General features: G+C 42.4%; 18 protein-coding genes and 1 riboswitch. Of the genes, 17 read left to right on the top strand and 1 reads right to left on the bottom strand.

Annotated elements, in window-relative coordinates:
- Positions 1–5: 5 nt before the first annotated feature.
- From ilvC to ATG70_RS13820, 9 genes are all read left to right on the top strand, one after another.
- Positions 6–1,031 carry a ketol-acid reductoisomerase gene (ilvC, locus tag ATG70_RS13860; RefSeq protein ID WP_098444867.1) on the top strand — a complete coding sequence of 342 codons (1,026 nt, stop codon included), beginning with the start codon at positions 6–8 and terminating at the stop codon, positions 1,029–1,031.
- Complete coding sequence (locus ATG70_RS13855) at positions 1,018–2,559, top strand: 2-isopropylmalate synthase (RefSeq protein ID WP_098444866.1); 1,542 nt, start codon at positions 1,018–1,020, stop codon at positions 2,557–2,559. The genes ilvC and ATG70_RS13855 overlap by 14 nt, the downstream gene beginning before the upstream one ends.
- A gap of 16 nt (positions 2,560–2,575) precedes the next feature.
- Positions 2,576–3,682, top strand: coding sequence for a 3-isopropylmalate dehydrogenase (leuB, locus tag ATG70_RS13850; RefSeq protein WP_098444865.1), 1,107 nt, complete (start codon positions 2,576–2,578; stop codon positions 3,680–3,682).
- Positions 3,683–3,709: 27 nt separating this feature from the next.
- Positions 3,710–5,122: a 3-isopropylmalate dehydratase large subunit gene (leuC, locus tag ATG70_RS13845; protein ID WP_098444864.1), complete on the top strand. Its 1,413-nt coding sequence runs from the start codon at positions 3,710–3,712 to the stop codon at positions 5,120–5,122.
- 16 nt (positions 5,123–5,138) lie between these two features.
- Complete coding sequence (leuD, locus tag ATG70_RS13840) at positions 5,139–5,729, top strand: 3-isopropylmalate dehydratase small subunit (protein ID WP_098444863.1); 591 nt, start codon at positions 5,139–5,141, stop codon at positions 5,727–5,729.
- Positions 5,726–6,736, top strand: coding sequence for a threonine ammonia-lyase (ilvA, locus tag ATG70_RS13835; RefSeq protein WP_257147704.1), 1,011 nt, complete (start codon positions 5,726–5,728; stop codon positions 6,734–6,736). Before leuD ends, ilvA begins: the two co-directional genes overlap by 4 nt.
- Positions 6,737–6,871: 135 nt before the next feature.
- Positions 6,872–6,981: riboswitch (SAM riboswitch) on the top strand.
- Positions 6,982–7,138: 157 nt separating this feature from the next.
- Positions 7,139–8,161, top strand: a complete 1,023-nt coding sequence (locus tag ATG70_RS13830) for a methionine ABC transporter ATP-binding protein (RefSeq protein ID WP_098444862.1) — start codon at positions 7,139–7,141, stop codon at positions 8,159–8,161.
- A complete protein-coding gene (locus ATG70_RS13825) occupies positions 8,154–8,822 on the top strand; it encodes a methionine ABC transporter permease (protein ID WP_098444861.1) in 669 nt (222 codons plus the stop codon). The genes ATG70_RS13830 and ATG70_RS13825 overlap by 8 nt, the downstream gene beginning before the upstream one ends.
- A 17-nt stretch (positions 8,823–8,839) precedes the next feature.
- Positions 8,840–9,679, top strand: coding sequence for a MetQ/NlpA family ABC transporter substrate-binding protein (locus ATG70_RS13820; protein WP_098444860.1), 840 nt, complete (start codon positions 8,840–8,842; stop codon positions 9,677–9,679).
- A 38-nt stretch (positions 9,680–9,717) separates the two neighbouring features.
- On the opposite strand, the gene ATG70_RS13815 is transcribed toward ATG70_RS13820, so the two are convergent.
- Positions 9,718–10,668, bottom strand: a complete 951-nt coding sequence (locus ATG70_RS13815) for an L-lactate dehydrogenase (protein WP_098444859.1) — start codon at positions 10,666–10,668, stop codon at positions 9,718–9,720.
- Between the two features lie 179 nt (positions 10,669–10,847).
- Here ATG70_RS13815 and ATG70_RS13810 point away from each other — a divergent pair, with 179 nt between their 5' ends.
- The 8 genes from ATG70_RS13810 (at position 10,848) to ATG70_RS13775 (ending at position 19,084) form a co-directional block, all read left to right on the top strand.
- Positions 10,848–11,219, top strand: coding sequence for a carboxymuconolactone decarboxylase family protein (locus ATG70_RS13810; protein WP_237438472.1), 372 nt, complete (start codon positions 10,848–10,850; stop codon positions 11,217–11,219).
- 738 nt (positions 11,220–11,957) lie between these two features.
- The gene (gene sufC / locus ATG70_RS13805; protein ID WP_098444858.1) at positions 11,958–12,743 is read left to right on the top strand and encodes a Fe-S cluster assembly ATPase SufC; all 786 of its coding nucleotides are present in this window, start codon (positions 11,958–11,960) and stop codon (positions 12,741–12,743) included.
- 18 nt (positions 12,744–12,761) lie between these two features.
- Entirely contained in the window at positions 12,762–14,069 is a 1,308-nt protein-coding gene (gene sufD / locus ATG70_RS13800; RefSeq protein ID WP_098444857.1) for a Fe-S cluster assembly protein SufD, read from the top strand.
- 3 nt (positions 14,070–14,072) lie between these two features.
- Entirely contained in the window at positions 14,073–15,293 is a 1,221-nt protein-coding gene (locus ATG70_RS13795; RefSeq protein WP_098445825.1) for a cysteine desulfurase, read from the top strand.
- Positions 15,283–15,726: a Fe-S cluster assembly sulfur transfer protein SufU gene (gene sufU / locus ATG70_RS13790; RefSeq protein WP_098444856.1), complete on the top strand. Its 444-nt coding sequence runs from the start codon at positions 15,283–15,285 to the stop codon at positions 15,724–15,726. The genes ATG70_RS13795 and sufU overlap by 11 nt, the downstream gene beginning before the upstream one ends.
- Before the next feature lie 101 nt (positions 15,727–15,827).
- Positions 15,828–17,225: a Fe-S cluster assembly protein SufB gene (gene sufB / locus ATG70_RS13785; RefSeq protein WP_098444855.1), complete on the top strand. Its 1,398-nt coding sequence runs from the start codon at positions 15,828–15,830 to the stop codon at positions 17,223–17,225.
- A 171-nt stretch (positions 17,226–17,396) separates the two neighbouring features.
- Positions 17,397–18,251 (top strand): DUF72 domain-containing protein, encoded by an 855-nt coding sequence (locus ATG70_RS13780; protein ID WP_098444854.1) that lies wholly within the window; start codon positions 17,397–17,399, stop codon positions 18,249–18,251.
- 11 nt (positions 18,252–18,262) lie between these two features.
- A complete protein-coding gene (locus ATG70_RS13775) occupies positions 18,263–19,084 on the top strand; it encodes a sulfite exporter TauE/SafE family protein (protein WP_224882420.1) in 822 nt (273 codons plus the stop codon).
- The last annotated feature ends 15 nt before the right edge of the window (positions 19,085–19,099 follow it).

The following is a 19,099-nucleotide window of genomic DNA, read 5'->3' as shown; positions in this document are numbered from 1 at the left end:
TGAAAATGGCAAAAGTATATTATAACGGTGATATCAACGAGGGAACGCTAAAAGGGAAAAAAATCGCGGTAATTGGGTATGGATCTCAAGGTCACGCTCATGCTTTAAATCTTCGTGAAAGCGGATTTGATGTAACGGTTGGCTTAAGAAAAGGACGCTCCTGGAATCAAGCAGAAGAAGATGGCTTTGCAGTGAAAACAGTAAAAGACGCAAGTGATGAAGCCGATGTAATCATGATTCTTCTTCCAGATGAGTATCAGCCGGAAGTGTACAAAAAAGAAATCGAGCCGGGTCTTCGTGCTGGTAATGCACTTGTTTTTGCTCATGGCTTTAACGTTCATTTCAACCAGGTTGTTCCTCCATCCGATGTAGATGTTTTCCTTGTTGCTCCTAAAGGGCCAGGACACCTTGTAAGAAGAACATTTGAAGATGGTGCAGGCGTTCCAGCTCTATTCGGTGTATATCAGGACGTATCTGGTGACGCAAAAGAACTAGCCCTTGCTTACGCAAAAGGAATTGGCGGTGCTCGTGCAGGTGTTCTTGAAACATCCTTTAAAGAAGAAACCGAAACAGATCTCTTCGGTGAACAGGCCGTTCTTTGCGGCGGATTGTCATCACTTGTAAAAGCCGGGTTCGAAACATTGACTGAAGCAGGCTATCAACCAGAAGTCGCGTACTTTGAATGTTTGCACGAACTAAAGCTTATTGTTGATTTGATGTATGAAGATGGTATTGCTGGAATGCGTTATTCCATCTCTGACACAGCTCAGTGGGGTGATTTTGTATCAGGTCCGCGTGTCGTTGATGCTGATACAAAAGCACGCATGAAAGATATCCTTGAAGATATCCAAACGGGTAAATTCGCGAAGGGCTGGATCCTAGAAAATAAACTAAATCGTCCAGAATTCCACGCGATCAACGAGAAAGAGAAGAATCATCCAATCGAACAAGTAGGAAAAGAGCTTCGTGCGATGATGCCATTTGTGAAACCAAAATCAAAGAAGGAAGTGGTTACCAGTGCAAAAGATTAATGTATTCGATACAACGCTTCGTGACGGAGAACAGTCAGCCGGAGTCAATCTGAATGCATTAGAAAAACTGGAAATCGCAAAGCAACTTGAGCGTCTTGGGGTAGACATCATGGAAGCAGGCTTTCCTGCTGCTTCCAAAGGTGACTTTCAAGGTGTGAAAAACATTGCTGAAACTGTAAGAAATGTTTCTGTAACAGGTCTTGCGAGAGCAAACATGAAAGACATTGATGCAGCCTGGGAAGCCCTTAAGGGTGGTGCCGATCCAAGACTTCATGTTTTTCTAGCCACTTCCCCTATTCATATGACTCATAAGCTGAAGAAAACGCCAGAAGAAGTCGTAGAAACGGCTGTTGGTGCAGTAAAATACGCGAAGAAATTCTTTCCGAAAGTGCAGTGGTCGGCTGAAGATGCTTGTCGATCTGATCGAACTTTTCTAGCCAGAATTATTAAAGAAGTTATCGATGCTGGTGCATCTGTCATTAATATCCCAGACACGGTCGGATATAGAAGTCCACAGGAATATGGGGAGCTTTTCACGTATTTGCGAAACAATGTTCCGAACATTGAAGGTGTTGATTTATCTGCTCATTGCCATAACGACCTTGGCATGGCGGTAGCAAATTCCTTAGCTGCAATTGAATGTGGAGCAACTCAAATAGAAGGAACGATTAATGGTATTGGAGAGCGGGCAGGTAATGCCGCCATTGAGGAAATAGCTGTTGCACTTCGAATCCGGAATGACTTTTACCAGGCAGAAACTGGATTGAAACTAGATGAAATTAAGCGCACAAGCAACCTTGTCAGCAAACTTACTGGCATGGCAGTGCCAGGCAATAAAGCGGTTGTTGGCGCCAATGCATTTGCTCATGAATCTGGTATTCACCAGGATGGTGTATTAAAAGAGAAAACGACCTATGAAATTATTAGTCCACAGCTGATCGGAGTACAGTCCAACAGCCTCGTTCTTGGAAAACATTCTGGTCGACATGCCTTCAGAGATAAGGTGAAAGAACTTGGTTTTGAATTAGATGAAGCAAAGATTAATGAAGCATTTGCTGATTTTAAAGACTTGGCTGATAAGAAAAAGCAAGTAACAGAAGATGATCTGTTCGCACTATTAACGGATATTCAAACAGATGAATTTGTTGATAAATATGAGATTCATAGCATTCAAGTTCAATATGGGACAGCAAATATCCCCACGGCTACGATTTCCATCGAGAAGCCTGATGGAACGATGATTCAGCAAGCTGGAACGGGTTCTGGTAGTGTGGAAGCCATTTACAACACGCTTGAAGAAATGATCCCAGGCACGCTTCAACTTCAAGATTATCGGATTAATTCGGTTGGCGGTGGCAGAGATGCTCTTGCTGAAGTTCATGTTCGTGTTATGTACAACGGAATTGAATCGAATGGTCGAGGCACTGCTCAAGATGTTCTAGAGTCCTCAGCAATTGCTTACTTAAACGCAGTGAATCGTGTTCTTGCTCGAGAAAGCTATCAAGTAAAAAAACAAGCGCACGTCTAACGGGGAGGTTAGAAGGATGAAGAGAAAAGTTGCGGTATTACCAGGTGATGGCATTGGCAAAGAAGTAATGGAAGGAACGATGAAAGTTCTAAATGCCGTGGCAGATCGATTTGGCCATACGTTTGAATTTCACTTTGCAAGAATCGGAGGGGCGGCCATTGATCAAGAAGGTATGCCTTTACCCGAAGAAACTTTAAGCATCTGTAAAAAGAGTGATGCTGTTCTTCTTGGTGCAGTCGGTGGGCCTAAGTGGGAAAACCTTTCCGGTCATCTTCGTCCTGAACGAGGTCTTCTTGGAATTCGTAAAGAGCTAGGCTTGTTTGCAAACCTTCGTCCTGTAACAGCATTTGAAAGTTTACTCGATGCTTCTCCTCTTAAACCCGATCGAATCAGGGGCGTGGACATGTTGATTGTTCGTGAATTAACAGGTGGATTGTATTTTGGTACACCAAGCGAGCGTCGTAACAACGGGAAAGAAGTGGTTGATACGCTTCATTATACAAGGAATGAAATTGAGCGAATTGTTGATCAAGGGTTCGAGGCAGCACGGAAGCGAAAGAAGAAGCTAACAAGCGTCGATAAAGCAAACGTTCTAGAGTCAAGCCGAATGTGGAGAGAAGTTGTAGAAGAAAAAGCACTAGCTTATCCGGATGTTGAAGTGGAACATATGCTGGTCGATGCGGCAGCAATGAAGATGGTTCAAAACCCAGCTCATTTTGATGTGATTGTAACAGAAAATCTATTTGGCGATATTTTAAGCGATGAAGCATCCATGATTACAGGATCACTTGGCATGCTACCGTCAGCAAGTCTTCGCAGTGATGGATTTGGCATGTATGAGCCAGTTCACGGTTCTGCACCGGATATCGCTGGGAAGAACATTGCGAATCCACTTGCGATGATGTTATCAGGAGCGATGATGCTGAAGTATTCATTTGATATGAAGGAAGAAGCAGATGCCATCGAAAAGGCCGTGAAGGAAGTTCTAGATGCGGGCTATTATACGAGTGATTTAGCAAGTAGTCGAACGAATGCACTCGGAACAGACGCAATGGTGAAGAAAGTGATTTATCAATTAGAAGAAGCGGGTGCTACGGCAGGCATCATGGAAGCATACGCTTAATGACAAATAGGTAAAAGGGGGATCAGTGTGGAGCCAAAAACAATTATTGAGAAAATTTGGGATAAACATGTTGTGCATGAAGAAGAGGGTAGCCCGGATCTCCTGTATATAGATTTACATCTTGTGCATGAAGTCACTTCTCCGCAGGCCTTTGAAGGTCTGCGGATGAACAATAGACGTGTCAGAAGACCGGATTTAACCTTTGCGACGATGGACCATAACGTGCCTACGATTGCACGTCATATTATTAATGATCCGGTATCCAAAGTGCAAATGGAGAAGCTAGAAGAGAATTGCAACGAGTTTGGTGTGGAAATTGCAGATATTAATCACCCTGATCAGGGAATTGTGCACGTCATCGGTCCTGAGCTTGGCTTAACACAGCCAGGAAAAACCATTGTTTGTGGAGATAGCCATACTTCAACACATGGCGCGTTTGGTGCTCTAGCCTTTGGGATCGGAACGAGCGAAGTAGAGCATGTTCTTTCAACACAAACGCTCTGGCAATCGCGTCCAAAAACCATTGAAATACGTGTAAACGGCCGTCTTGGTTCTGGAGTAACGGCTAAAGACTTAATTCTTGCCGTTATTGCCAAGTTTGGTGTGAATGCAGGGACGGGAGCAGTTGTTGAGTATACGGGTGAAGCGATTCGAAACATGTCAATGGAAGAGCGGATGACCGTTTGTAACATGTCCATTGAAGCTGGTGCAAAAGCGGGACTCATTAGTCCTGATGAAACGACTTTTTCTTATTTAAAAGGAAAAAGACATGTTCCAGCAAACGAAGCGTTCAATGAAGCAGTGGCTGAGTGGAAAGAGCTTGCAACTGATCCAGGTGCAACGTATGATGAAGTGCTTGAAATTGGCGCTGAAGAAATTGAACCACAAGTGACGTGGGGAACGAATCCTTCGATGGGCTCTTCTGTCTATGCTCGAGTACCTTTCCCTGAAGATTACGAAGATCCAGGTGATCAAAAAGCAATCAAACAGGCCCTTGCTTATATGGATCTTAAACCTGGTACCCAGATTCAAAACATTGCGATTCAATATGTTTTTATCGGATCCTGTACGAATTCACGATTAAGTGATTTGCGAGCTGCGGCTGAAATTGTTCGTGGTCGTAAAGTTCATGAAAGTGTAAAGGCGCTCGTAGTACCTGGTTCTAAATCAGTGAAGGATGCGGCTGAAGCAGAAGGGTTAGATACGATCTTCAAAGAAGCTGGATTTGAGTGGCGAGAAGCAGGGTGTAGTATGTGTCTTGCGATGAATGATGATATTGTTCCTCCGGGAGAGCGCTGCGCGTCTACCTCTAATCGAAATTTTGAAGGTCGCCAGGGCAACGGTTCCCGAACACACCTTGTAAGCCCAGCGATGGCTGCAGCTGCTGCTATTGAAGGACGATTTACTGATGCTAGAAAAATAAAACCACTTGTGATGTAAAAAGGAGTGAGACGCCCTGGAACCGATTAATGAATACAAAGGGATTGTTTATCCCCTTGATCAAGTGAACGTCGATACCGATCAAATTATTCCAAAGCAATTTTTGAAAAGAATTGAGCGAAAAGGCTTCGGCCAATTTCTTTTCTATAACTGGCGCTTTGATGATGATGGAAAGCCTCGTGAAGATTTTAGCTTAAATGAAGCGCAATACCAGCATGCCTCTATTCTCGTAGCTGGAAAAAACTTTGGGTGTGGATCTTCAAGAGAACACGCTCCGTGGGCATTGCTTGATTATGGCTTTCGCGTCATCATAGCGACAAGTTTTGCTGATATTTTTTATAACAACTGTGTAAAAAATGGTATTCTTCCGATTGCGCTTGATCAAGAAGTTATCGCTGAGCTTTTTCAAAAGGCAAAAGACGGATACGAACTTCAAGTCGACTTGCGAAAACAAGAAGTTCGTGATGGAGAAAGCATTCATGCTTCTTTCAAAATTGATCCTTATTGGAAAGAAATGCTGCTAAATGGTTGGGATGAAGTATCTCGTACGTTGTCCCTTGAAGAAAAGATTAAATTGTATGAAGAAAAACAACTTGTAGGAGAGTGAATGACGTTGGGAATTACCAGGAGAAATATAACGTTCATGTCGTAGAAGCAATGGAGAATTTGCTGGAGGCGGTTCATCGTACCCCGCTTCAGCAATCTACAACGCTCAATGGATTTACAAATAAAGATGTCTTCTTAAAGATGGAGAACCTCCAGCGAACGGGGTCGTTTAAACTACGCGGTGCTTACAATAAGGTTGCCTCTCTAACGGAAATCGAAGCCGCTAGAGGAATCGTTGCCGCTTCAGCAGGTAACCATGCTCAGGGAGTAGCGCTATCTGCGATGGAGCGAGGAATCAAGGCAAAGATCTATATGCCGATTCATACGCCAACAAGTAAAATTGAAGCGACCCGATCTTATGGCGCAGAGGTTGTCCTTGAAGGCGAATCCTATAACGAAGCGTTTAGTGGAGCTGATCGAGAGCGTGTTGAAAAAGGGGCAACATTTGTTCATGCGTTTGACGACCCTGTTGTGATGGCAGGACAAGGAACCGTTGCACTTGAAATGATGCAACAATGTCCTGACTTAGATACGATTCTTGTTCCCGTTGGAGGAGGAGGATTATTAGCAGGAATTGCGCTGGCAATCAAGTCGTTCTTTCCTCACGTCAAAATCATTGGAATCCAGGCTTCGGAAGCATCTGCGACATGGAATCGATTTAAAGGTACTGGTCCTCTCGTTCTTCAATCAGTAAAATCGATTGCCGATGGCATCTCTGTGAAGGAAGCAGGAAAACGAACGTATCCAATTATCGAAGAACTCGTTGACGATATGATGACTGTTTCTGAAGAAGAAATTGCTGCTGCAATCGTCTTTATGCTTGAAAGACATAAGACACTTGTTGAAGGCGCTGGTGCGGCATCTGTCGCTGCTGTCTTGTGTAAATCAAGCCGGTTGGAAGGTAGCAAAATTGGGGCTGTTGTGAGTGGGGGAAATGCTGATCTTGAGAAATTAGCTCTCTACAAACAACTTTCTGAGCGAGCAAAAACCATCAGGCGAATCAGCTGATGGTTTTCTCTTGGCTAATGATAGTGAATATGTTTGATTATTGTGACTTTTTGCTCAGTAATTGACACTCATAAAGTACCATGCTAGAATTCAATTTAGCACTTAACCACAGTAAAGTAATTTTAATTTTATAATCTCTTATTCAGAGAGGTGGAGGGACTGGCCCTATGAAGCCCGGCAACCGTCAAACGACTCGTTTGAAAAGGTGCCAATTCCTGCAAAGCGATTGCTTTGAGAAATGAGAGGAAGACATTGATTGATGACATGCCTTTCTACTCAAAGTAGAAGGGCATTTTTAGAATCATTTTTTAAGTGTTTCGAGGTAAAGAATAAAAGCATGGGACTAAAGTCCTTTTTCAGGAAGCTGGTACAACATGCAAATGCATAAAGGATGTGAGACATGTGATTGAGCTTAAAGGCATTAATAAAACCTTCTTTTCGAAGTCTGGAAAGGTAGAGGCCGTTAAGGATGTTAACCTTTCAGTGAAAAAAGGGGAAATATTCGGTGTTATCGGATACAGCGGTGCCGGAAAAAGTACGCTAATTCGGATGCTCAACCTGCTTGAGAGACCGACGGACGGTACGGTCACGGTGGCAGGAAATAATTTATCCTCTCTTAAAGGAAAAGATCTACGTGCGGCAAGACAGGAAATCGGAATGATCTTCCAGCACTTTAATATTCTTTGGTCAAGAACGGTACGTGATAACATCGCGTTTCCACTCGAAATATCAGGTGTTTCCAAAGAGAAACGAATGAAGCGTGTCGATGAATTAATTAAGCTTGTTGGACTTGAAGGACGAGAAGCGGCTTATCCATCACAGCTAAGTGGGGGACAAAAGCAGCGTGTTGGTATTGCGCGAGCGCTTGCGAATAACCCTAAGGTATTGCTTTGTGATGAAGCAACATCTGCTCTAGATCCTAAAACAACGGATAGCATTCTCGAACTTCTGACAGAAATTAACCAGAAACTTGGTTTAACTATTGTCTTGATTACCCATGAAATGCACGTTATTCGCAAAATTTGTCACCGAGTGGCAGTGATGGAGAACGGTAGAGTAGTTGAGAACGGTTCAGTACTTGAAGTCTTTCATCATCCGCAAGAAGAAATAACAAAAGATTTCGTGAATCAGTTAAGTGAGCCTGAAGAAATGAAGGAATCGATTGCACATCTAGCAGCAAGCCAGGAGGGTGAACTCGTCCAGTTTACGTTCCTCAAAGGTAAAACGGGATCACCACTTGTAACAGAGTTAATTCGTCAGTTTGATATTGAAGTAAACATTATTCAAGGAAAAATCTCTCATACGCAAGATGGCCCTTATGGTAAGTTATCTGTCTTTCTTAAAGGTGAACCGACTGTCGTTGAAAGTGCACTGAAGTATGTTCGTGAGCAAGGAGTAGAAGCGGAGGTGATTACGAATGGTTGAATCACTATTTCCTAATGTGAACTGGGAATCGATGTGGGAAGCTACTATTCAAACAGCTTACATGACGGCAATTTCCGTGCTAGCAACGTTTATTCTCGGTATTCTTCTTGGACTACTATTGTTTCTAACCGGAAGGGGAAACATATGGGAGAACAAGTTTGTTAATAGCATTATTGCTGGAATCGTAAACTTATTCCGCTCGATCCCGTTTATCATTTTAATCATTCTACTCATTCCGCTTTCTGTTTACATTATTGGAACGATGCTTGGAGCGAATGCAGCTCTTCCAGCCCTTATTGCAGGTGCGGCACCATTTTATGCGCGAATGGTTGAAATTGCTCTTCGGGAAGTGGATAAAGGAGTGATTGAAGCATCTCAGTCAATGGGGGCATCAAACGGGGAGATTATATTTAAAGTTCTCCTTCCTGAAGCAATGCCAGCCCTCATTTCGGGTATTACCGTAACGGCGATTGCACTTGTAAGCTACACCGCAATGGCTGGTGTGGTTGGTGCAGGGGGACTTGGGAACCTCGCTTACCTTGAAGGTTTCCAAAGAAATAATCCTGACGTGACGCTCGTTGCGACAGTTTTAATATTGGTTATAGTTGCGATTCTTCAAATTGCTGGAGATTTAGCAACAAGAGTGATAGATAAACGATAATAAAAGGAGAGAATAACATGAAGAAATTTTTATCCCTATTTGCAGTACTTACTCTTGCAGTGCTTGCAGCGTGTGGCAACAATGGTGGGAACAGTGAAGGATCTGGAGAAGCTGAAGATTCAAAGAAAATCGTAGTAGGTGCTTCAAACATTCCACATGCTGAAATTCTTGAAGAAGCAAAACCGATGCTTGAAGAAAAAGGTGTAGAGCTAGAAGTTAAAACGTTCCAGGATTACATTCTACCGAATAAGACGCTAGCGAACGGTGAATTAGATGCAAACTACTTCCAAACCATTCCTTATATGGAGTTGCAAATGGAAGAAAACGATAATTATGATTTTGTTAACGCTGGAGGCATTCACATTGAACCAATCGGTGTTTATTCACAAGATTATAAGAGCTTAGATGAGCTTCCGGATGGTGCTCAGATCATTATGAGTAACTCTGTTTCTGACCATGGACGTATGCTTTCTTTACTTGAAGCTCAAGGACTTATCACACTAAAAGAAGGCGTGAAGGCTTCTGATGCAACAGTAGAAGATATTGCAGAAAATCCTAAAAACATTGATTTTAAAACAGACGTAGAAGCTTCACTTCTTCCGCAGATCTACCAGCAAGGTGAAGGCGATGCGGTTATGATCAACACAAACTATGCGATCGATGCGGGTCTAAACCCTCAAGAAGATGCGATTGCTCTTGAAGATTCCGACTCACCTTACGTGAACGTGATTACTGTCAATAAAGGTGATGAAGATAACGAAGCGATTCAAGCATTAGTTGAGGTTCTACATTCTGATGAAATTCAGAGCTTTATTGAAGAAGAATATGATGGTGCTGTCGTACCAGTAGACGAATAAGAAAAAAGGTTCTCCGTCATTTGACGGAGAACCTTTTTTTAATGCTGGAATACTGGCTTCATTGCTTCTTTTAACGTTTTGGCAGAGTGGTGCAATTGATCTAACTCAGTTTGATCAAGATCAAGTTCAATAATTTCGCGTATGCCGTTGTTGTTCACAATCGCAGGTACGCCGATATACAAATCATCTAAACCATACTCACCTTCAAGGAGCGTAGACACAGTAAGGATTGAGTTTTCATTTCGAATAATCGCTCGCGTTAACCTTACAAGCCCCATTGCAATGCCGTAGTATGTCGCTCCCTTACGATTAATAATATGATAAGCGGCATCGCGCACATTAACAAAGAGTTCCTCAAGGTCTTCTTTTGCCTCTGGTTTATCTTTAATGAGTGACATGATTGGTCGACTACCAATAGAGGCATGACTCCAAACTGGAAGTTCGGTGTCGCCGTGCTCACCAAGAATATAACCATGTACATTTCTAGAATCGACATTAAAATAATCACTTAGTAAATAACGGAATCGAGCTGTATCAAGAATCGTACCTGAGCCAATGACGCGTTCTTTCGGTAACCCGGAGAACTTCCATGTTGCGTAAGTAAGTACGTCTACTGGATTCGTTGCGACGATAAAAATACCATCAAATCCACTTTCCATTACGCTTGATACGATCGTTTTAAAAATGGCTGTATTTTTATCGATAAGGTCTAAGCGTGTTTCCCCTGGCGCTTGATTCGCACCTGCTGCGATCACGACGATATCAGCGGTTTTACAGTCCTGGTAGTCGCCGGCCCAAATTTTCATCGGAGCGCCAAAAGGTAGACCGTGATTTAAATCACGTGCTTCTCCTTCTGCCTTTTCTTTGTTTACATCAATTAATACAAGTTCATTTACTAGTTCTTGATTCAATAACGAGAAGGCGTAGCTTGTCCCGACAAATCCTGTTCCAATTAATGCAACGCGTGTTGTTTTTCCTTCGTACATCATCTTCACCTCTGCTAGTAGATATTGTCTTCATAAGCATCATAACGTATCCCGATCGTTATTAGTGTGACATACATCACATGTAAGCGATACAAAAAACATTTCTATAGAAAAGAATGGATAGCATGCTTAACCGCTTCTCATACTAGTATGGACAATTAAGATAAAAGGAGGCCTGTGTTTTGAAACAGGAACAGGAATTTAACAATTTCGCAGAAGCAGCATTACATGATTATAAAGAAGGATTAGGCACATTTACCGAGAAAATGCCCCAGCTTGCTAAAAAGTATTCGGCATTTACAGAAGCATGCTTTAAAGAAGGGGAAGTTAGTCAAAAAGAGAAGCAGATGATTGCGCTTGGGATTTCGATTTTTTCACAAGATGAATACTGCATCATTTATCATACAAAAGGTTGCCTTGATCAAGGCTGTTCCGAACAGGAAATTCTTGAAACGATAGGGGTAACAGCAGCTTTCGGCGGTGGAGCTGCCATGAGTCAGGCTGTTACACTTGTGCAAGAATGCATAAAAGATTTGGATCAACCGAAGCACTAAATAAATTAAGTTTCTTCCTATATATAGGCTGTTTTTTTATTCTAGTGAATGAGGGTGGATTTGGAAGTAAAGATAAGAATCGATGTTTTTTAACTATTCAGAACAAGGTTCATCCTCTTTCACTCGCTCTCATCCCTTCATATGCTGTTTGTGGACTGTTAATGTAACGTGGTAAAGTATTCCTTGTAAGTAAAACGATATTGAAAGGATTGATTCATTATTAGCCCCATGCGGTTAAACCACACACCTGAAATGGAAAAGGCGATGTACCAGTCTCACGGAGTAGGTTATGCAGAATATAGCCAAAATTTCAACAAGCGTATGCAAGTAGAAAAAGAGCGTGAGATGGATCACCGTCGGAGTCTCAAAATGGTTAGTGAATTCGACCGTAAACTATCTAGATGAATCAGCATCCAAAATAGCCAGATATAATGAAAACCAGTCCACTGTGACTGGTTTTTTGTATGAGGATTCCGTTGTAGGTGTCCGGATTAAATGGTAGGCTTAGAAGGGTATGAAACGAAAAAATCAACGATTCATTCTCATTTTGAATAGCAATCGAATTCGTAGCGAACGCTATAAAGTATGATCCCTGCGTTCCTTGATATTAGTTTGGATTTGTTATAAAATAAGAATGAAAATAGATTGAGAATGACTCAGCACACATTCCTTGACATACACCTTATAGGTACTACAATAAGGAAGGAATAGTATAAACGTTATTGGAGGTATTCACAAATGGCAGCATCAACTCTAAAGATTGAGAATCTTCATGTTTCCATTGAGGGAAAAGAGATTATCAAAGGATTAAACCTTGAAATAAATGGTGGAGAAATTCACGCAGTAATGGGGCCGAACGGTACAGGTAAATCTACCCTTGCTTCAGCAATCATGGGCCATCCGAAATACAAAATCACTGAAGGCAGTGTCTTCCTTGATAATGAAGATGTACTTGAAATGGAAGTTGATGAGCGTGCAAAAGCTGGACTCTTCCTTGCAATGCAATACCCAAGTGAAGTAAGCGGCGTAACGAACGCTGATTTCCTTCGCTCTGCAATCAATGCTCGTCGTGAAGAAGGCGATGAAATTTCTCTAATGAAATTCATCAAAAAGCTAGACGGTAAAATGGCTGAGCTTGATATGGGTGAAGAATTTGCACAGCGTTACCTTAACGAAGGTTTCTCTGGTGGTGAGAAGAAGCGTAACGAAATTCTTCAGCTTATGATGCTTGAACCAAAGATCGCTGTTCTGGATGAAATTGACTCCGGTCTAGATATCGATGCGCTTAAAGTTGTGTCTAAAGGTGTTAATGCAATGCGCAATGAGAGCTTCGGTTGCTTAATTATCACTCACTATCAGCGTCTATTGAACTACATTACACCTGACAAAGTACACGTTATGATGCAAGGTCGTATTGTAAAATCTGGTGGCGCAGAACTAGCACAGCGTCTTGAAGAAGAAGGTTATGATTGGATTAAAGAAGAACTCGGAATTAAAGACGAAACAGTTGGTCAAGAAGCGTAAGCAGTAAGGAGGATGACAATGTCAGTGGATACGAAAATTGCATTCGATCAAGAATACATTAAAGCTTATTCAGAAAAGCGTCAGGAGCCGAAATGGATGGCTGCCCTACGTTTGAAGGCATTAGAGAAGTCTGAGAACCTTCCAATGCCAAAGCCTGATAAAACAAAAATCGATAAGTGGAACTTCACTTCATTTAAACATGATGTAGCTGGAGAAGCGATTTCATCACTTGATGATCTTCCTGAAGATGTGCGCGATCTTGTTGCTAAAGATCAAGAGTCAGGAAATCTTCTTGTGCACCGTAACACAACGCCTGTTTTTAGTCAGCTATCGAATGAGCTAAAAGAACAAGGTGTGATTTTCACAGATATTCAAACAGCTCTTCAAAATCACGGGGATCTTGTTGAGAAGTATTTCATGAAAGATGTTATGAAGGTTGATGAGAACCGCCTAACTGCCGTTCACGCAGCTCTTCTTAATAGTGGTACTTTCTTGTACGTTCCTCGTAATGTAGAAGTGGAAGTGCCAATTCAAGCTCTTTATTGGCAAGAAGACCCTGAAGCTGGTTTGTTCAACCACGTGATCATCGTAGCCGAAGACAATAGCTCGGTCACATATGTGGAGAACTTCTTATCATATGGACACGATGTTGAGTCAGTTGCAAATATTATCGCTGAAGTTCATGTTGGACAGAATGCGCGCGTTACGTTTGGTTCTGTTGATAACCTTGCAAAAGGTGTGACAACTTACGTGAACCGCCGTGCGAATGTGGCACGTGATGGGAAAGTTGACTGGGCTCTTGCTCAAATGAACGACGGCAACACGGTTTCTACAAATACAACACACCTTATTGGTGATGGTTCTTATGCTGATTCTAAGACCGTAACGATTGGTCGCGGAAGCCAGAGCCAGAACTTCACGAATCAGATTTTCCATCATGGTCAAAATTCTGAAGGTGTTCTTCTAGTGCACGGTGTTCAAAAAGATAGTGCGAGCGCGATCTTTAACGGCGTAACGAAGATTGAACATGGTGCGAAGAAATCAAATGGTGAGCAAACACAGCGTGTTCTCATGATGAACGAGAAAGCGCGTGGGGATGCAAACCCAATCCTTCTTATTGACGAAGATGATGTTATGGCAGGCCACGCTGCATCAGTTGGTAAAGTTGATCCAATTCAGCTTTATTACTTGCAAAGCCGCGGGATTTCCCGTCAAGAAGCTGAGCGTTTGATCATCCACGGTTTCCTTGCTCCAGTTATTAACGAACTTCCGATTGAAGGCGTTCGTAAACGTGCGGTAGAGGTTACTGAAGGGAAAGTTAATTAAATGATGAATGTCCAGGACATTCGCAAGCAGTTTCCCATTTTACATCAAGAGGTAAATGGGAAACCTCTTGTTTACCTTGATAGTGCAGCAACGTCTCAGAAACCAACTCAAGTCATTGACGCAGTGGAGCGTTACTACAAGGAAATTAACTCAAACGTTCACCGTGGTGTTCATACGCTTGGAACACATGCAACAGATGCTTATGAAGGCGCACGTGAAAAGGTTCGTGAATTTATTCATGCTTCTTCCACAGAAGAAGTGATTTTTACTCGCGGAACGACTACAGCGCTTAATATGGTCGCATCAAGCTATGGACGTGCAAATCTTCAAGAAGGTGATGAAGTTGTCATCACACCGATGGAGCATCACAGCAACATCATTCCATGGCAACAGGTTGTAAAAGCAACTGGAGCCACTCTAAAATATATTCCCCTTCAACCAGACGGAACAATTGCGCTAGAAGACGTCGAGAAAACAGTAACAGCAAACACGAAAATTGTTTCTGTTATGCAAGTTTCGAACGTACTCGGAACAATTAACCCGATTAAAGAAATTGCTGCGATTGCACACCAAAATGGTGCTGTTATGGTTGTCGATGGAGCACAAAGCACCCCTCATATGAACATTGACGTTCAGGATCTCGACTGCGATTTCTTTGCATTTTCTGGTCATAAGATGTGCGGACCAACTGGGATAGGCGTCCTTTACGGGAAGAAAAAGCTGCTCGAAAACATGGAGCCTTTTGAATTCGGTGGAGAAATGATCGATTTTGTTGGTCTGTATGATTCGACATGGAAAGAGCTCCCTTGGAAATTTGAAGGTGGCACACCTATTATTGCAGGTGCGGTTGGTCTTGGAGCTGCGATTGATTTCTTAAATGAAATTGGCATGGATAACATCCAACAGCATGAGACTCATCTTGCAAAATATGCTATGCAGCAGTTATCAACAATCGAAGGCGTATCCATTTACGGACCTGAAAAACGTGCTGGGGTTGTCACTTTCAATAGTGATGAAGTTCACCCACACGATGTGGCAACCGTACTTGACACAGAAGGCATCGCTGTCCGTGCTGGACACCATTGTGCTCAGCCGCTAATGAAGTGGCTAGAGGTATCGGCTACTGCGCGTGCTAGCTTCTATTTATACAATACTGAAGAAGACGTGGATACGTTTGTAGCCGGATTACGAAAAGCAAAGGAGTTTTTCGGTAATGTCTTTTAATAATCTAGACCAGTTATATCGACAGGTCATTATGGATCATTATAAAAACCCAAGAAATAAAGGGGAGCTTGAAGAAGGCGCCCTTAAAATAAATATGAATAACCCTACATGTGGAGATACGATTCAGCTTCAGCTGAAAGTAGATGATGGGAAGATTTCGGATGCGAAGTTTATTGGAGAAGGTTGCTCTATAAGCCTGGCATCAGCGTCGATGATGACACAGTCAGTCAAAGGACTTGAAGTTGATCAGGCCTTAAAACTATCGGGGATTTTCTCAGATATGATGCAGGGGAAAGAGTATGACGAAGAGGATTTCGATCTTGGTGACATTGAAGCACTACAAGGTGTTTCGAAGTTCCCGGCTCGAATCAAATGTGCAACACTCTCTTGGAAGGCAATGGAGAAGGGTTTTAAGGAACAGGATGAGGCTTAACCCACTTCCAGGTGTTGTCACCGCTTCTTTTTCATACTAGAATGATGGAAAGAGAACAACAGCCAAACACTGACATGTGTAATGTCAAGGAGGGAAATAGAATGGCTAAAAAAATGCCTGAAGTTGGCGAATACCAATATGGTTTTAGTGATAAAGACGTTTCGATTTTCCGCTCAGAGCGCGGGCTGACTCCTGAAATTGTGAAAGAAATTTCTCGCATGAAGGATGAACCTCAGTGGATGCTTGATTTCCGCTTAAAATCACTTGAGCATTTCTACAGCATGCCAATGCCTCAATGGGGCGGAAACCTTGCTGATCTTGATTTTGATGAAATTACGTACTACGTAAAGCCTTCTGAGAAGTCTGAACGTTCATGGGATGAAGTACCAGAAGAAATCAAAGCAACATTTGATAAGCTTGGTATTCCTGAAGCGGAGCAAAAATACCTTGCGGGTGTTTCTGCACAGTACGAATCTGAAGTTGTGTATCACAATATGCAAGAAGACCTTGAGAACATGGGGATTGTCTTTAAAGATACCGATACGGCTCTTAAAGAAAACGAAGATCTTTTCAGAGAATACTTTGCGAAAACAATTCCTCCAACGGATAACAAGTTCTCTGCACTTAACTCGGCTGTATGGTCAGGTGGATCGTTTATTTACGTACCTAAAGGCGTGAAAGTTGATACACCGCTACAAGCCTATTTCCGTATTAACTCTGAGAACATGGGACAGTTTGAGCGTACGCTTATTATTGCGGATGAAGGCTCTTCTGTGCATTACGTTGAAGGGTGTACAGCACCTGTTTATACAACAAACTCTCTACACAGTGCGGTTGTTGAGATTATCGTTAAGAAAGATGCATACTGCCGTTATACGACGATTCAAAACTGGGCGAATAACGTGTTTAACCTAGTAACGAAACGTGCCGTTGCGGAAGAAAATGCAACAATGGAATGGATCGATGGTAACATCGGATCTAAGCTTACAATGAAGTATCCAGCTGTTATCTTGAAGGGTGAAGGTGCTCGCGGTATGACACTTTCTATTGCTCTTGCAGGTAAAGGGCAGCATCAGGATGCAGGCGCTAAAATGATTCATTTAGCACCTAACACGTCTTCAACGATCGTGTCGAAGTCGATTTCGAAGCAGGGCGGTAAAGTTACGTACCGTGGTATCGTACACTTTGGCCGTAAAGCTGAAGGCGCTCGTTCAAACGTTGAGTGTGATACGCTCATCATGGATAACGAGTCGACTTCTGATACAATTCCTTACAATGAAATCCTAAACGATAACATTTCACTTGAACACGAAGCGAAAGTATCGAAGGTTTCTGAAGAGCAGCTCTTCTATCTTATGAGTCGTGGTGTATCTGAAGAAGAAGCAACTGAAATGATCGTAATGGGCTTCATCGAGCCATTTACGAAAGAACTACCTATGGAATATGCTGTTGAAATGAACCGTCTCATTAAATTTGAGATGGAAGGTTCAATCGGTTAAAATTCCATTCCCAACGAACCGGATTTTCCGGTTCGTTTTTTTCTATTAGATCGGCTTCAAAGTGGGCACGATTGACGTTATCTTGAAATAGTAGAGGGGATTTTCCCTTGCTATTTTCGGGTAATGATATGAGAATAAAGTAAGAGAATCAATGAAGAGAGGAAGTATTGCATGATTTACATAGGTGTAACAGGATGGGGCGATCATGATGATCTATACCCACCAGGTGTAAAAAGCAATGAAAAACTTTCGATATATGGTTCACACTTTCCTACTGTTGAAGTCGATTCGTCTTTTTATGCGGTGCAACCGGCTAGAAACTTTCAAAAATGGGCTGATGAAACGCCAGAGGGCTTTCGTTTTGTTGTGAAAGCTTATCAGGGAATGACGGGTCATCAAAGAGGAGATATTCCTTTTGAGTCGCGTGATGAAATGTTTCAAGCGTATAAGGAATCGCTTCGCCCGCTTCAAAAAGCAGGAAAGCTTGCGATGGTGCTATTTCAATTTCCACCATGGTTTGACGTGAACAAAGAAAATGTGAACATCTTGAGAGACTGCAAAGAGCGGATGGGAGACATTCCATGTGCTGTCGAATTTCGGCATCAGTCTTGGTATCATGAAGCATTTCGTGAGAAGACGCTGAGCTTTCTAGAAGCGGAAGGATTTATTCATACCATATGCGATGAACCTCAGGCAGGAGAAGGATCCGTTCCATTAGTGATGGAAACCATACATAAGGATCACGTTCTTGTGCGTCTTCACGGAAGAAATACGAATGGATGGACGAACCCAGGGAATCGTCATAACTGGCGAGAAGTGCGTTACCTGTATGATTATAATGAAGAAGAATTGCTTGAATGGAAAGAGCGAATCCTAGAATTAGAAAAAGAATGCAAAGATGTGTTTATTTTATTTAACAATAACTCAGGTGGTCACGCTGCTAATAATGCAAAGTGGATGATTCAAATGCTTGGAATTGAGTATACGAATTTAAATCCTAAGCAACTTGATCTTTTTGACCTGTAAGGAGCTATACAATGCTGATGTGGATACTGTTATTTATCATTGGTCTAGCTGCTGGTACGATTGGTAGCCTAGTAGGTCTTGGCGGGGGCATTATTATCGTCCCTGTGCTTCTCATTATTGACCAGTACACAAATTGGCTTCCAGTCTTATCACCACAAAAAATTGTCGGAAGCTCAATCGTTGTCCTCGTCGCCATAGGCCTTTCTTCTACCCTCGCATATATGAAAAAGAAAAGCGTGGATTATAAAAGTGGCGCTCTTTTTTTTCTAGGCAGTGGTCCAGGAGCGATTCTGGGGGCATGGCTGAATAAATTTATACAGGTTGATTATTTTTCCATTTATTTTGGGGTATTTATGGTGCTTGTTTCCATATTATTAATGGTAAGGAACCGTTTACGTCCGATGAAGTTGAATGGGCAATTTCAACGCTCGTATACGGATTCAGATGGAGTGCAAGTAAACTATACCTTTTCTGCTCTTGCAGCTGTGATAGTTTCGTTCGTTGTTGGCGTCATTTCCGGTCTTTTTGGAATAGGTGGCGGGTCTCTCATGGTACCGGCGATGATTCTCTTATTTGGATTTCCGACAACAGTTGCGGTTGCGACCTCGATGTTTATGATATTTCTTTCAAGTATAACAGGTACCCTGACGCATTTAGCGCTTGGTAACATTCAGTGGTTTTTACTACTCGGATTAATTCCAGGGGCCTGGATTGGAGCAAAGTGCGGCTCGTTTATTAACCAGAAACTTTCGGACAAAACCATCGTTGTGATTTTAAGATGGATGTTAATTATAGTCGGTGTCCGGCTTATCTGGCAGGGAACGATGGGGTAAGAAAGGAAGAGTGTC

Origin of the sequence: Bacillus sp. es.036, from assembly GCF_002563635.1 — a bacterium.
In the GTDB taxonomy this organism is placed as follows: Bacteria; Bacillota; Bacilli; order Bacillales; family Guptibacillaceae; genus Guptibacillus.
Note: the sequence above shows the minus strand (reverse complement) of the source record. Positions and strands in the feature narration are given on the sequence as shown.